Consider the following 14,346-nt stretch of genomic DNA (forward strand, 5'->3'; position numbering starts at 1 on the left):
AGCGGCTCGTGGGCCGGGTGGGCGGCCAGGGGACGGGCGCGGAGGTCGGCCGCCACCAGCTCCGGGCCGTCGGCGCGGCACGCGGCCGTGAGCAGCGCCATCCCGTGGTCCGCGCCGAGCACCCCGGCCCAGCGCCCGCCGGAATCGGCACCGGTGGCGGCCCACGGCCCGAAGGCCACCGCCACGCCGGGCAGCCCGGCCCGTCGCCGCATGGCCGTCACGGCCGCGCAGAACGCGCCCGCCGCGGCCCTTTCCGGGGCCACCGGGCCGTCCCATGTGGCGGCGGCGTCCGCCAGGGTCACCAACCGGACCCCCGGCAGCCCGGCGGTGGCGCGGTGCAACGCCTCCGCCGCCCCGGCCGCCGCGGCCCACCCCGGTACGGACCCGGCGCCGGCGGACAGCCCCGCGGCATGGACGACGCCGGTCAGCGGATGGGCCGGATCGACCCCCTCCACCACGCGCTCCAGCGCGGCGGCGTCGAGCGGATCGACCGTGGCCACGCGCACCCGGGCACCCCACCTCGTCTCGTCGGCCGTGTCGTCGTTCGTGCCGTCCGCGCCCTCGAAGCAGACCAGCAGCAGCCGCTTGACGCCCTCCTGGCGCACCAGACGCTCGGCGACCGCCTCGGCGAGCGGGCCCCCGGCGTCCGTGACGAGGACGGTGCCCTCCGGGTCGAACGCCCCGCCGCCCACGGCGGCGGAGGACCGGGACAGGCGTGGCGCGAACAGGGTGTCCCCGCGCAGCGCGGCCCTCGGCTCGTCGAGCACGGCCACCCGCGCCACGGCGGCCGGACCCGCCCCCGTACCGATGTCGGCGCCGGCGTCCGCGTCCACGAGGAACAAGCGGCCGGGGTGCTCCGCCTGGACGGCCGCGGCACAGCCCCAGACCGCCGCCGCGGCCGGGTCCACCGGCTCGCCCCCGTCACCGTCGGGCGCCACCGCGCCCCGGGTCAGCACCACGAGCCGGCTGTCCGCCAGCCGCGGCTCGGCACTCCAGGCGCGCAGCAGCGCCATGGCGCCTCGTACGGCGGACAGGGCGGCGTCCGGCGTGGCGCCGACGCCGGGGGTCGGGGGGCGCCACACCACGACGGCCGGGGCCGGCGCCCCGGCGTCCAGCGCGGCCAGCAGCTCCGGGAGGTCCGCGTACCGCCCCCCGTACCCCTCCTGGCACCCGTCGGCGTCCGGCTCCGCCCGCGCCTCGCCCAGCACGGCCACGCGTCCTGCGTCGTCCTTCCCGCCGGCCGGCTCGCCGGGCCCCACCGGCGTCCAGCCGAGGGTGAAGAGACCGCCCGCGGCGGCCCCGCCGGCCTCCCGCACCTGCCGTACGCTGCGCGGGCGCAGCACCACCGTCTCGACGCCCAGCACGGCAGCCCCCGCCGGGTCGGACACGGCGATCCGCAGCTCCCGTTCGTCCGCGGCGCCCCCGTCGTCCTCCGCCGGCGTCAGCCGGACCCGCGCGGCGCGCGCCCCGGTCGCCCACAGGCGGACCCCGCTCCACGCGAACGGCAGCCACAGCCGGGCATCGCCCCCGTCGCCCTCGCCACCCTCGCCGCTCTCGTCATCGGGGGCGGTCAGCAGCGCGGGCTGCAACGCAGCGTCCAGCAGCACCGGGTGGATGCCGAACCCCGCCGCGCCGCCCGTACCGAGGCCGTCGTCGCCCTCGCCGGTCGCCTCGGGCAGCACCACATCGGCGACGAGGTCGGCGCCGTCCCGCCACAGCGCCCGCACCCCCCGCAGCGCGGGCCCGTAGCCGTAACCGCGCTGCTCGGCCCGCTCGTACAGCCCGCCGGGCTCCAGGGCCTCGGCGCCCGCCGGCGGCCACGGGACGACCGGCGCCACCGCATCCGCGGGAGCGGGCCGGCTCCACGGGACCAGCGACCCCACCGCGTGACACGTCCATCCGCCACCGGCGCCGGCGTCCTCCGGCCGGGACGAGATCCGTATCTCACGGCGGCCCGAGTCGTCCGGAGCCATGACCGAGACCTGAGCGAGCACACCTCCGTTCAGCCCGTCCAGCCCGGGCAGCTGCAGCGGCGCGCGCAGCAGCAGCTCCTCCAGCACCGTCCCGCCCGCCTCGTCGGCGGCCAGCAGCGCCCACTCCACCAGGACCGCGCCGGGCACGAGGGGGACGCCCGCCACGGTGTGGGCGCCCAGCCAGTCGGCGTCGCCGGGCAGCCGGCCGCTCAGCACCAGCCCGCCGTCGGCCAGTTCGACCGCCGAGGACAGCAGCGGGTGGCCGGTGGGCCGGGTGCCGGCTGTGGAGCTCCGCCCGGCGCGGCGGCCCTGGTCCGCCGTCAGCCAGTACCGTCGTCGCTGGAACGGGTAGGTGGGCAGCTCGACCGTACGCGGCCGGGCGCCCTCGCCGTCGGTGAACCAGCGGCTCCAGTCCACGGCGAGCCCCGCCGCGAAGCCGTCCCCCAGCGCACGCGCCAACTGCTCCCGGCCGCCCTGGTCCCGGCGCAGCGTCGGCACGGTGGCCGCCGCCACGTCGGCCTCCTCGAAGCACTCCCGCAGGGCGGGGATCAGCACCGGATGGGGGCTGACCTCAATGAACACGCGGTATCCAGCGGCCAGCAGGGTGTCGATCGCCGGCGCGAACCGGACCGGCTGCCGCAGATTGGTGAACCAGTAGTCGGCGTCCAGCTCTTCCGTCGGCCGCGGGGCGCCGGTGACGGACGAGTAGAACTCCGCGCCCGAGGCCCGGGGGCCGAGGTCCGCCAGGTCGGCGCGGATGGTGTCGGCGAGCCGGTCGACCTGCGGGCCGTGCGAGGCGTAGTCCACCTCGATGGTCCGGGCCCGGTGGCCGGCCGCCTCGCACGCGGCCACCACCGCCGCGACCCGCTCGGTCGGCCCCGACACCACGGTGGAGAACGGCCCGTTGAACACCGCCACCGTCACCCGCTCGGCCTCCGCGCCCAGGTCCGCGAGGAGACGCTCGGTCTCCTCGCCGCTCAGCGCGAGCGAGGCCATGGTGCCCTGCCCGGCGAGGGCCCGCAGGGCCCGGCTGCGCAGCGCCACCACCCGGGCGCCGTCCCTCAGCGACAGTCCGCCCGCCACGCAGGCCGCGGCGATCTCGCCCTGCGAGTGTCCGACGACCGCGGCGGGCCGCACGCCGAAGCTCTCCCAGACGGCGGCCAGCGACACCATCACCGCCCACAGGCACGGCTGGAGGACATCGACCCGGGACGGCTCCGGCGCGCCCGGCGCGCCGCGCAGCACCGCGGTCAGGGACCAGTCGACGAACTCGCCCAGCGCCGCCTCGCACGCGGCGACGCGAGCCGCGAAGGCGGGGGAGCCGTCCAGCAGTTCCACGCCCATGCCACGCCACTGCGAACCCTGCCCGGGGAACACCATGACCGGGCCGGGAGCCGCCCCCGCCGCGACGGCGGTGTCCAACGGGTCCTCGGCCACCGCCCGCAGTCCGGACAGCAGCTCGTCCCGGTCGATACCGCTGACCACGGCCCGGTGCCGGTCCGCCGAGCGCGTCGTGGCCAGCGACCACCCCACGTCCGCCGGGGAGGCCGGGGAGGCCGGGGCGCCGGTGGTGACCCACTCGGCCAGGCGCCCGGCCTGGGCGCGCAGCGCCTCGGCGGTACGGGCCGACAGCACCCAGGGCACCACGCCGCCCCCGGGCGCGACCGGCTCGCGCGGTTCCGGCCGAGACGCGGCCTGTTCGAGGATGAGGTGGGCGTTGGTGCCGGAGATGCCGAAGGAGGAGACGGCGGCGCGGCGGGGCCGGCCGGCCTCGGGCCAGTCGGTGGGCCGGGTGAGGAGCCGGACACGTCCGCCGGACCAGTCCACATGGGGGGTGGGCCGGTCGATGTGGAGGCTGGCGGGGAGGCGGCCGTGGCGCAGGGCCATCACCATCTTGATGAGGCCCGCGACGCCCGCGGCGGCCTGGGTGTGGCCGATGTTGGACTTCACCGATCCCAGCCACAGCGGCCGGTCGTCGGGGCGGCCCTGGCCGTAGGTGGCCAGGAGGGCCTGGGCCTCGATGGGGTCGCCCAGGGTGGTGCCGGTGCCATGGGCCTCGACCGCGTCCACGTCCGCCGGGCCGAGGCGGGCGTTGGCCAGCGCCTGGCGGATGACGCGTTGCTGGGACGGGCCGTTGGGGGCGGCCAGGCCGTTGCTCGCGCCGTCCTGGTTGACCGCCGACCCGCGGATCACGGCGAGCACCCGGTGGCCGTTGCGCCTGGCGTCCGAGAGACGTTCGAGCAGGACGAGCCCGGCGCCCTCGCTCCACCCGGTACCGTCCGCGGCGGCGGCGAAGGGCTTGCACCGGCCGTCGGGGGCCAGGCCGCGCTGCCGGGAGAACGAGGTGAACATGCCCGGCGTGGCCATCACCGTCACCCCGCCCGCGAGGGCGAGGTCGCACTCGCCCTGCCGCAGCGCCTGTGCGGCCAGGTGCGTCGCCACCAGCGAGGACGAGCACGCCGTGTCCACCGTGAGCGCCGGTCCCTCGAGACCGAGGGCGTAGGCCACCCGGCCGGACACCACGCTCGGTGTGGAGCCGGTCAGCAGGTGGCCGTCGATCTCGGCGGTGGCCTCGTGCAGTCTCGGTCCGTAGTCCGCCGCCGTCGCACCCACGAAGACGCTGGTCGCGCTGCCGGCCAGCGAGGCCGGGGGGATGCCGGCTTGCTCCAGGACCTCCCAGGAGAGTTCGAGCAGGATGCGCTGCTGGGGGTCCATGGCCAGCGCCTCGCGCGGGCTGATCCCGAAGAACTCCGCGTCGAAGTCCCCCGCGTCGTACAGAAAGCCGCCCCGGCCTGTCGCGCTGCCCCCGCTCCCGTCCGGTTCCCGGCCGAACAGCTCGGCCGGATCCCAGCCCCGGTCGCCGGGGAACTCGCCCACGGCGTCCACGCCCTCGTCCACCAGGCGCCACAGCGCCTCGCCCGAGTCGGCACCGCCCGGGTAGCGGCAGCCGACGGCCACCACGGCGACGGGATCGTCGGCCGTGGCCGCTCCGCCCGTCGGCACCGGGGCGGCGGCCGGCCTGCCCTCGCCCGCCGCGCGCAGCCACGCGGCCACCGCGTTCGGCGTCGGATGGTCGAAGGTGAGGGTGGCGGGCAGGGCGACCTGGGTCGCGGCGCTGAGGCGTTCGCTCAGCTCCGTGGCGGCCAGCGAGTCGAAGCCGAGTTGTTTGAAGGTCAGACCGGGGTCGATGCCGTCGGGGCTGTCGTGTCCGAGGACGAGGGCCGTGTGGGTGCGCACGAGCGCCAGAAGCCCGCCCGGGGTGGTCACGCCGTCGGCGGACGGCGGGGCGTCACCCGTGGCGTCGGCCGGCCGGGCGGCGCCGGCCGGTGGCGCGGCGGGGGCCGTCCGGGGCGCGTCCGCCCGCCGCTCGTCCGGGGGGCCGGGCCAGTGGCGCTCGCGCTGGAAGGCGTAGGTCGGCAGGGGCACCCGCCGGGTCTCGTGCCCGGCGAAGGCGGCCGCCCAGTCGACGCGGACGCCGCGCACATGGGCCTGGGCCATCGCCGACACGAAGCCGAGCGCCTCCGGACGGTCGCGGCGCTGCACCGCGACCGCCACCGGACGGGGCGCGTCGCCGGCCCACGCCGCCGCGCTCTCGCGCGCCATGCCCGTCAACGAGGCGTCGGGACCGAGCTCGAGGAACGTGCCGACTCCCGCGTCGCACAGGTGCCGCACACCGGAGTCGAACCGCACGGCCTGCCGCGCGTGGTCGGCCCAGTAGTCCGGTGAGCGCAGCTGGGCCTCGGTGGCCGGGCCGCCGGTCACATTCGATACGACGGGGATGGCGGGCGCGGCGAACGTCAGCCCGGCCGCGATCTCGCGGAGCTCGTCGAGCACGCCGTCCAGGTGCGGGGAGTGGAAAGCGTGGCTGACCTTCAGCACGGTGGCCTTGCGGCCCCGCGCCCGCCAGGCGGCGGTCGCCTCGGCCACGGCGTCGCGGTCACCGGAGACCACCACGGAGGCGGGGGCGTTGACGGCCGCCAGGCTCATCCGGCCGCCGTACGCCGCGAGCGCGTGTCCGGCCTCCTCGGCGGTCGCCTGCCAGGCGGCCATCGCACCGGGAGCGGTGATCGACTGCATGAGACGGCCGCGCGCCGCCACCAGCGCGCAGGCATCGGGCAGCGACAGCACCCCGGCCGCGTGCGCGGCCGTGATCTCGCCGACCGAGTGGCCCATCAGGTGGTCGGGCACAAGGCCCCACGACGTCACCAGGCGGTAGAGGGCCACCTCGATCGCGAACAGCGCGGGCTGGGTGTACACCGTCCGGTCCAGCAGCGGCTCGTCGCCCGGCGGAGCGGGCGCGAACATCACGTCCAGCAGCGGGGTGTCGAGCCAGGGGTCCAGGTGGGCGCACACCTCCCGCAGCGCGGCGGCGAAGACCGGGTACGCCGCGTACAGCTCGCGGCCCATGCCGGGGCGCTGACTGCCCTGGCCGCTGAAGAGGAACGCGACCCGTCCCTCGCCCGCGCGGCCCCGGACCACTCCCGCCGTCTCCGTCCCCGAGGCCAGGGCTTCCAGACGGCCGAGGAGTCCGCCGTCCGGGTCCGTGCCCGTGCCCGGCTCCGTGCCCAGGACGACGGCCCGGTGGGGGAGGGCCGCCCGGGTCGTGGCGAGGGCGTGGCCGACGTCCACCGGGTGGAGTCCGGGACGGGTTCGCAGGTGTTGGCGCAGGGCGGCGGCCTGGGCGGCCAGCGCCCGAGGGCTCGCCGCCGAGACGACCCAGGGCGTGACCGGCGGGACGGTGCGCGGCGAGGCGCCCCTGGCCGGTGCCGTACGGGCCGGCGGCGCGGCCGGGGCGGGCGGCTCGGCCAGCACGACATGGCAGTTGGTGCCGCCCATGCCGAAGGAGCTGACCCCGGCCGTGAGGCGCCGCCGCTCGTCGGGCCAGGGCCCGGACTCGGTCTGGACCCGCAGGCCTAGCTCGGCCAGCGGGATGTCCGGGTTGGCGGTGGCGAAGTTCAGGCTGGGCGGGAGGTGCCGGTGGTGGATGCTCAGGGCGGTCTTCAGCAGCCCCGCGATGCCGGCGGCGGCCTCCAGATGGCCCAGGTTGGTCTTGACCGACCCGACCCGCAGCGGGGCGTTCGCCGGGCGGTGGCCGCGGAGCGCGGCGCCGAGGCCGGCCGCCTCGACCGGGTCGCCGACCGGTGTGCCGGTGCCGTGGAGTTCGACGTACTGGAGGTCGGCCGGCGTCACCGCGGCCCGCTGCCACGCCTGCCGCACCACCTCCGTCTGGGCCTCGGCGCTCGGCCGCGTCAGGCCGTCGGTGGCGCCGTCGTTGTTGACGGCGCTGCCTTCGATCACGCAGTACACCGGGTCGCCGTCCCGCAGGGCCGCGGCCAGCGGTTTCAGCAGCACCATGCCGCCGCCCTCGCCGCGCACGAAGCCGTTGGCGCGCGCGTCGAAGGTGTAGCACCGGCCGTCCGGTGACAGCCCCTGGAACTGGGCCTCGGCCACCCGCATGCTCTCCTCGGCCAGGATCAGGTTCACCCCGCCCGCGAGCGCCAGATCGGCCTCCCCCCTGCGCAGGCTCTCGCACGCCAGGTGCACGGCGACGAGCCCGGAGGACTGCGCCGCGTCCACGGTGAGGCTCGGGCCGCGCAGGCCCAGGCGGTGGGATATCCGGTTGGCGATGATGCCGCGGTGCAGACCCGTCATCGTGTGACGGCTGACCTCGTGCGGCCGGTGCCGGTGGAGCACGGTGGCGTAGTCGTCCCAGATCGCGCCGGTGAACACCGCGGTCCTGCTGTCCGCCGGCGTTCCGGGGACGAGCCCCGCGTCCTCCATGGCCTCCCAGGCCAGTTCGAGCATCAGCCGCTGCTGCGGATCCATCGCCGTCGCCTCGCGCGGCGAGATGCCGAAGAACGCCGCGTCGAAGGTGTCCACGTGATCCAGGAGTCCGGCGAAGTACGGCGGGGACCCGGGACGCTGGGGCAGGCGGTCGGCCGGGACGGGCGCGACGGCGCTGTCGCCCTCGCGCAGCAGCCGCCAGAACGCCTCCGGATTCGGCGCGTTCGGCAGTCGGCAGGCCAGGCCCACGATCGCGACGGGGGACATCTCCTGCGGTGAGCGGGTCGGGCTGCTCCCGGTCATGACACCCCCATACGTGAATCGCGGGACCGCTGGTTATGGCTCACGACATGCCCCGAACTGCGCTCATTCTCGGAATGTTCTCTAAAGTTGATCTAACCGGCCGGGGCACGGGCGGCAGGTGTCCGGCGCCGCGGAAGTCGGGCGGGCCCCGTGACGGTCACTGATCGATGAATCCTCCTATGTGCCGATTTGGTTGTGGGTCTATTGACCCTCACACTGTCCCGCGCGGCGCGGTTAGGATGCGGCGATGTTGTCTCTTTGCGAACGCTGCCGCTGGTTGTCGTCTCGTCAGGGGCAACCGGCGTCCGGGGCACCGACCGTCGTTGTTCGGTGCCATGTGTCGGCGCAACCGCCGACCGCGGAGCACGCCGCCGACTTCCGTAGACAGAAGACCACTCTCATCTGACCGAAAATCGCACTGAGGGCGGTGTTGCATCGGCGTGGCTGAGCGCGGTGGTGAGTTCGTTCTCTCTAAACTGGGTTCGGCGTGGGGAGGCATCGACGCCGAGGCCTGAAGTGTGACCATAAAGGCTTCCAAAATCGGGGGTGAATTTTTTCGAATGCTGACCGAATTCGATCGTAATGGAGAGCCCCTCTGGTCCGAGGAGACGCCGGTGACAGGGGGAGGTCGGGCGTCATGAGGTACGAGATCCTTGGCCCGCTACGCGTTGTCGACGGACCGTCGATCACCTCGCTCAGCGCCCGCAAGGTCGAGGTGCTGCTGGCGGCGTTGCTGGTGCGCGCGGACGAGGTGGTGAGCAGCGAAGACCTCGTCAAGGAGATCTGGGGCACCCGGGCGCCGCGGCAGGCCATAGCGACGCTTCACGTCTACGTCTCCCAGCTCCGCAAGTTCCTCAGGCGCCCCGACCGGACCGAGAGCCCCATCGTGACCGCCCGCGGCGGATACGTCCTGCGGCTGGGCGCGGATGAAGCGGACGAACTGGACTTCCATGTCTTCCAGGACCTGGTCCGCCAGGGGAGTGCCGCGCGCCGGGCCGGGCGCACCCAGGAGGCGTGTGAGGCGTACGAGGAGGGCCTGGACCTCTGGCGCGGCCCGGTTCTCGAGGATCTGCGCGACGGGGCGATCGTCAACGGCTTCGTGTGCTGGGCCGAGCAGTCCCGACTCGAATGCGTCGAGTCGTTCGTGGACGCCGGCCTGGAACTCGGCCGCCACCGCGAATTCGTCAGCTTCCTCTACGCCCGGATCGAAGAGCTTCCGCTGTACGAGGCGTTCTACCGGCAACTCATGCTGGCGCTCTACCGCTCGGGGTGCAGGGCCGACGCCCTGAGCGTCTACCAGTCGGCGCGGACCGTGCTGGGGGAGGAGCTCGGACTCGAGCCGTCCGCCGCGCTCAAGCGGCTGCATCACGCAGTCCTCGTCGACGCCCCGGAAATCGAAGCCGCCTAATCGAACGAATACAGGGGGGAATTCAGTGCGGTACGAGATTTTGGGACCTCTCCGAGTGGTCGACGAAAAGAGAAGTGCGCCGCTCAGAGCGCAGAAACTCGCCACCGTCCTTGCGGTTCTGCTGATCCGCTCCGACCAGGTCGTGATGGCGGAACAGCTCACGAGAGAAATCTGGGGCGAACTGCCTCCGCAGCGCACGACCGCGGGTATCTACGTCTGCATTTCGCGGCTGCGCAAGTTCCTGGACCGGCCGGGCGGAAAGGACCCCATCATCACGCGGCCGGGCGGATACATGCTGCGCAGGGCGTCGACCGAATGTGATTTCGATGCCTTCGAGCGGCTGGTCTCCGACGGGCGGAAGCACGTCAGGCGCGGGGCACACGCGGAGGCGGCGGGCTGCTTCGAGCAGGCGCTGGCGCTCTGGCGCGGGCCGGCGTTCGGCAATGTCCAGGCCGGGCCGATCGTGGCCGGATTCCTGAAGCGACTGGACGAGATGCGCATCGAATGCGCGGAGATGTCCGCGGAGGTGCAGCTGGAACTCGGCCGGCATCAGGAACTCGTCGGCCGGCTGCGGTCGCTCGTCGCCGAGTTCCCGCTCCGCGAGACCTTCTACCGGCAGTTGATGCTGGCGCTCTACCGCTCCGAGCGGAAGTCCGAGGCGCTCGGCATATACGAGTCCGCCCGGCGCGTCCTCGACCGGGAACTGGGACTGGAACCCGGCCGGAAACTCAGGGAGTTGCGCCACACGGTTCTGGCCTCGACCTGACGGACGGGGCCGGCGGTGACGCCGGCCCCGTCCGGTCTGCCCGAACTCGCCGGGGGGTCGACTCGCATAGCGCGAGGGGGCCCGCCGGCGATGTTCCGACCCCTGGTCACTCGGCGATGTAGGTCCGGCGGATCCATTGGAAGACCCGCAGGTGCCGTCCCTGGTGTTCGGTGAACTCGCCTGTGGGCTGGAAGTGTTCGTAGGCGTTGCCGACGAGAAGCTTCAGCGTCGACTCGGTGTCATCGACATATCGCGTGCACTGATCGGCCAGCGGCATGGGACCGCCGAGCAGGACAACGTTGGGCGCGGGTGCGGACATAAACGACTGCATTCCCTTCGCTACACGTTCAAGAGAAGGTTGGCATGAGGCGAAAGCGCGCCGATGCTCGAGGCATTACTTCCTCGCAAGGGGCTTGCGGGGCCCGACATGGGTGGGATTCCAGATCGTCCCGACCCGCTCCCCCGGAGCCGCCGCGCTCGGTCCAGCCTAGACGGGCCGGGTCATGCGGTGTGAGGGTCGTTCGACCGACAAAAGACATTTCCTCTGATCACGGACCGTCGGGTCACCCCGGTCGCCGTATACCGCGGCCGATCGCCGAGGGGGGATGACCGATGCCGATTCCCTCACTCCCGCCCGGGGCCGCCCTGCCCGGCCTGGCGCGCCTCCCCGGTCCGGCAGGGCCCTGGGCCCGGGCCTATGTGGTGTTCAACCGGCGGTTGGCGCTCTACGGCCGCGCCGCGGTGATGAGTGCCTGCGCCCTCCTGGCCGTGCCGGCCATGCCGGTGGGGAAGATCGCGCCCGCCGCGGCGGTGGCGTTCGCCGCGCTCGCCTGGTGCTGGATCCACCTGTGGCTCGCCACCGCCTCGACCGCGCGGCCCAGGCTGCTTCTCTTCCTCGATGTGGCGGTCATGACGGCTCTGTGCCTGAGCCAGCGGATCACGGTCCCCGACGGGCAGCCCGCGCACGGAAGCACATGGATCCTGGTGTCCGTCAACTTCACGGCCGTGGCCTACCAGCTCATGCAGCCGCCGCTCACCGCGATCCTGGCGGCGTTATGGCTGTGCTGCGCCGATCTGACGGGCGCCGCGTGGCGCCCGCGCCACGAATGGACCGACGCCCTGCCCAGCGTGACCTGGGTGCTGGTCAACGTCGTCCTGGCCCAGGTGGTGGTCCGGCTGGTGTTCAGCGAGAGCCGGGCGGCCGACGAGGCCGCCGACCGGGCCGCCCGGGCACGGCGGCAGGGCGAGGCGGCGGAGGCCCGCTGCGCCGCGGAGCGGGAATACCTGGCCGCCCTCCACGACACCGCCTGCGCGACCCTGCTGATCGCATCGGCGCCGTGGGCGTCGATGCGGCCGGAGACGCTGCGGGCCCAGGCCGCGCGAGATCTCGTCCGACTGCGTGCCGAGCAGTCGCCCGCGGGGGAGGTGGACCTGGCCTCCGAACTGGCCGACGAGATCGCCGCGCATTCCCTCCATGTCATCACGCGGTTCGACGAGGACCTCGGCACGGTCTGGTGCCCCGCCGCGACCGCGCTGCGCGGCGGCCTCGGCGAGGCGCTGCGCAATGTGGCCCGCTACGCGGGGGTCGATGTGGTGCGAGTGACGGCGAAGCGCACCCAGCACGTCGTCACCGTGGTCATCGCCGACCGCGGAGTGGGGTTCCGCACCGAGCGCGTTCCCGTCCAGCGCATCGGAATCAAGCACTCCATCTGCGGCCGGATGAGCAACGTGGGGGGCCGGGCGACCGTGGAGTCACGGCCGGGCCGAGGCACGACGGTGCGCCTGGAGTGGCCGCGTGCCTGAGGACCACGGCCAGCTCATCACCCGTCACCAGCGCCGCGGCATCCGCGCCGGGGCCCTGGTCATCCTCGTCACCCTCCATGTCGGGTACGCGCTGCCCCGCCTCCTGGGCAACCTGGACGTCTACCCTCACCCCTGGCTCCCGCTGGCCGCCTACGGCCTGCTCACCCTGGTCCTCGGCGGCTGCGTCCTTTTCGGCCTCGGCGGGCGCCCATGGCCGCGCGGCTGGGTGCCGTCGGCGCTCGCCTGCACCTTCGCCGCCTCCATGGCCGCGACCAGCCAGGTGCCGGCGAACCACTACTTCGTCGACCCCGCCCACTGGTCCTTCTCCCTCACGGGCTGGTTCGCCGTCGTGCTGCTCGGCGACCGGGGACCCATGGCGTCCGGTGCCTTCATCGGCTGCCATCTGGCCGCCACCGTCGCCCAGACGCTGGCGGCCGACGTGCCGCCGCGCCCCGTCGGGGCGGCCATGGCCCTGAGCGCCCTGTCCGCCTGCTGCTTCCAGATGACCATCGCCGCCGGCGCGAAACTGCTGCTCACCAGCAGCACGGCCATCGGCGAGGCCCTGCGGGTGCAGGAGCGGGTGCGCACCCGCATCGCCGTCGGCAGACAGATCCAGGTGGACCAGCGCCGGCGGTACGCCGAGCTGAACACCACCGTGCTGCCTCTGCTCACCGGTCTCGCCGACGGCTCCCTCGATCCCCGGGACGACGAGGTGCGGCGGGCCTGCGCGCTGGAGGCCGCCCGGCTGCGGCGGCTGTTCGCGGAGAGCGACTGCACCTTCGACCCGCTGGTCCACGAGATGCGGGCCTGTATCGACGTCGCCGAGCGCAACGGGGTGACCGTCCAGCTCGCCGTCCGCGGCGACCCCCTCGAGCTGCCACTGCCACTGCGCCGCGCGCTCCTGGACCCGGTCATCGCCGCGCTGGCCGCCGCCCGGCGGACGGCGCGCGTCACCGTGATCCGCCGCGAGAACCAGGTGCGGGTGGGCATCGTGGTGGACACCCCGCAGGAGCGGCTGCCCGCGCCGGCGGCCTGCGGGATCCAGGTGCGCACGGTTCACGGCGAGGACCGCCTCCTGGTGGAGGCCGCGTGCCGGGTCACAACTCGTCCAGCGAGATCAGGCCGTCCTGAACCGCCCTGGCCACCAGCTTGGCCTTCGTGGTCGCCGGGCGCCCGACGTTCGCGTACTTGATGCGCACCCGGTCCAGATAGGTGTTGACGGTGCGTTCCGAGATTCCCAGGCTCTGGGCGACCATGGCCTTCGACTCGGACTGGAACCACTCCACCAGCACCTCGACCTCCCGTACGGACAGCAACGGGCGGCTCTGCCGGGTGTCGCTGCCGAACGCGCCGGCCAGTGACGGGGGTGTGTAGGGAATGTCGTCGGCGGCGGCCCGGATCGCCTTGACCAGGTGCCGCTGCCCCTCGGCTTTGGTGAGGTAGGTGGCCGAACCCAGGTCCATACAGGTCAACGCCGCCTCCTGGCTGTCCCGCATGGTGTAGACGACGACCTTGCGCTCCTGGGCGACCAGCTCCTGTAACTCCTCGTACGCGGGTCTTCCGTTCTGCAGCAACAGGTCCAGGACCACGACGTCCGCCCCCCGGCCCGGACCGTAGAGGGCCACCGACACGTCCGACCCCTCGGCCACCACCTTGATCGGCACATCGGCGGCGGCGCACCACGCCGCTATGCCCGCGCGTACCACGGGGTGATCATCGACCAATACGACGCTGAGCGGAACCCCTGATTCCACACTCACCTACCCATTGGCTGAGAAAATGGACAAGACACGGACAAACCGGCCCGCCCCGGTTTCGAGGATCGGACTCGTTTGATGTGATGCTTCACGTCCCGTTTCGGGTTCCCGCGCGATCGGGGCGATGCCTGCCCAGAGGTCCCGGATTTCACGCGTCGGGCGCCCGGACGCCAGGGAACGGTCCGCCAACGAACAAGGCGCCCGAACTGGTGTTCAGGCGCCTCGAGGAGGGGGAGCCGGGCCGGAGCCGAGCTGGTGTGGTGTCCGAGGGGGGACTTGAACCCCCACGCCCGATAAAGGGCACTAGCACCTCAAGCTAGCGCGTCTGCCATTCCGCCACCCGGACAAGGTGTCTGCCGTCCGGCCCGCGGCCGTTCCGACGGGAAAACCATAGCAAACATCCGGACGTGCTCGATCACGCGTGCCCGGGCCCCGGGGGGCGGGCCCGGGGGTGCGGAGCCGGGAGGTGTGGACGGGGTGTGACAGCGGTATTTCCGCCTTGGGCTGAGCGGGCGGGCGGGGGAGGATGGCCCAGGACAGCAGAAACCTGAG

The 14,346-nt window shown here is 73.8% G+C and carries 6 protein-coding genes, 1 tRNA gene and 1 pseudogene; 4 read left to right on the forward strand and 4 right to left on the reverse strand.

Going from position 1 to position 14,346, the window contains the following annotated elements; translation table 11 throughout:
- Positions 1 to 170: 170 nt before the first annotated feature.
- Positions 171 to 8,060 (reverse strand): annotated as a pseudogene (locus ABFY07_RS18800) (type I polyketide synthase); the annotation flags it as partial.
- A gap of 637 nt (positions 8,061 to 8,697) precedes the next feature.
- Between ABFY07_RS18800 and ABFY07_RS18805 the strand changes: the two are divergent.
- Positions 8,698 to 9,468, forward strand: coding sequence for an AfsR/SARP family transcriptional regulator (locus ABFY07_RS18805; RefSeq protein ID WP_346175593.1), 771 nt, complete (start codon positions 8,698 to 8,700; stop codon positions 9,466 to 9,468).
- Between the two features lie 55 nt (positions 9,469 to 9,523).
- Positions 9,524 to 10,234, forward strand: a complete 711-nt coding sequence (locus ABFY07_RS18810) for an AfsR/SARP family transcriptional regulator (RefSeq protein WP_346175594.1) — start codon at positions 9,524 to 9,526, stop codon at positions 10,232 to 10,234.
- A 106-nt stretch (positions 10,235 to 10,340) separates the two neighbouring features.
- On the opposite strand, the gene ABFY07_RS18815 is transcribed toward ABFY07_RS18810, so the two are convergent.
- Entirely contained in the window at positions 10,341 to 10,553 is a 213-nt protein-coding gene (locus tag ABFY07_RS18815; protein ID WP_065968263.1) for a DUF5988 family protein, read from the reverse strand.
- A gap of 293 nt (positions 10,554 to 10,846) precedes the next feature.
- On the opposite strand from ABFY07_RS18815, the gene ABFY07_RS18820 reads away from it, so the two are divergent.
- Entirely contained in the window at positions 10,847 to 12,037 is a 1,191-nt protein-coding gene (locus ABFY07_RS18820; protein ID WP_346175595.1) for a sensor histidine kinase, read from the forward strand.
- Complete coding sequence (locus ABFY07_RS18825) at positions 12,030 to 13,229, forward strand: hypothetical protein (RefSeq protein ID WP_346175596.1); 1,200 nt, start codon at positions 12,030 to 12,032, stop codon at positions 13,227 to 13,229. Before ABFY07_RS18820 ends, ABFY07_RS18825 begins: the two co-directional genes overlap by 8 nt.
- Here the strand turns inward: ABFY07_RS18825 and ABFY07_RS18830 are convergent.
- Entirely contained in the window at positions 13,135 to 13,791 is a 657-nt protein-coding gene (locus ABFY07_RS18830; protein WP_065968270.1) for a DNA-binding response regulator, read from the reverse strand. The genes ABFY07_RS18825 and ABFY07_RS18830 overlap by 95 nt on opposite strands.
- A 261-nt stretch (positions 13,792 to 14,052) precedes the next feature.
- A tRNA-Leu gene (locus ABFY07_RS18835) sits at positions 14,053 to 14,140 on the reverse strand.
- Between the last annotated feature and the right edge of the window lie 206 nt (positions 14,141 to 14,346).

Source organism: Streptomyces sparsogenes subsp. cuspidosporus (assembly GCF_039532705.1).
Classification (GTDB): domain Bacteria; phylum Actinomycetota; class Actinomycetes; order Streptomycetales; family Streptomycetaceae; genus Streptomyces; species Streptomyces sparsogenes.

Coding starts and splice junctions, on each gene's coding strand:
- ABFY07_RS18805 (WP_346175593.1), top strand. CDS start 8,698: ATGAGGTACGAGATCCTTGGCCCGCTACGCGTTGTCGACGGACCGTCG.
- ABFY07_RS18815 (WP_065968263.1), bottom strand. CDS start 10,553: ATGTCCGCACCCGCGCCCAACGTTGTCCTGCTCGGCGGTCCCATGCCG.
- ABFY07_RS18820 (WP_346175595.1), top strand. CDS start 10,847: ATGCCGATTCCCTCACTCCCGCCCGGGGCCGCCCTGCCCGGCCTGGCG.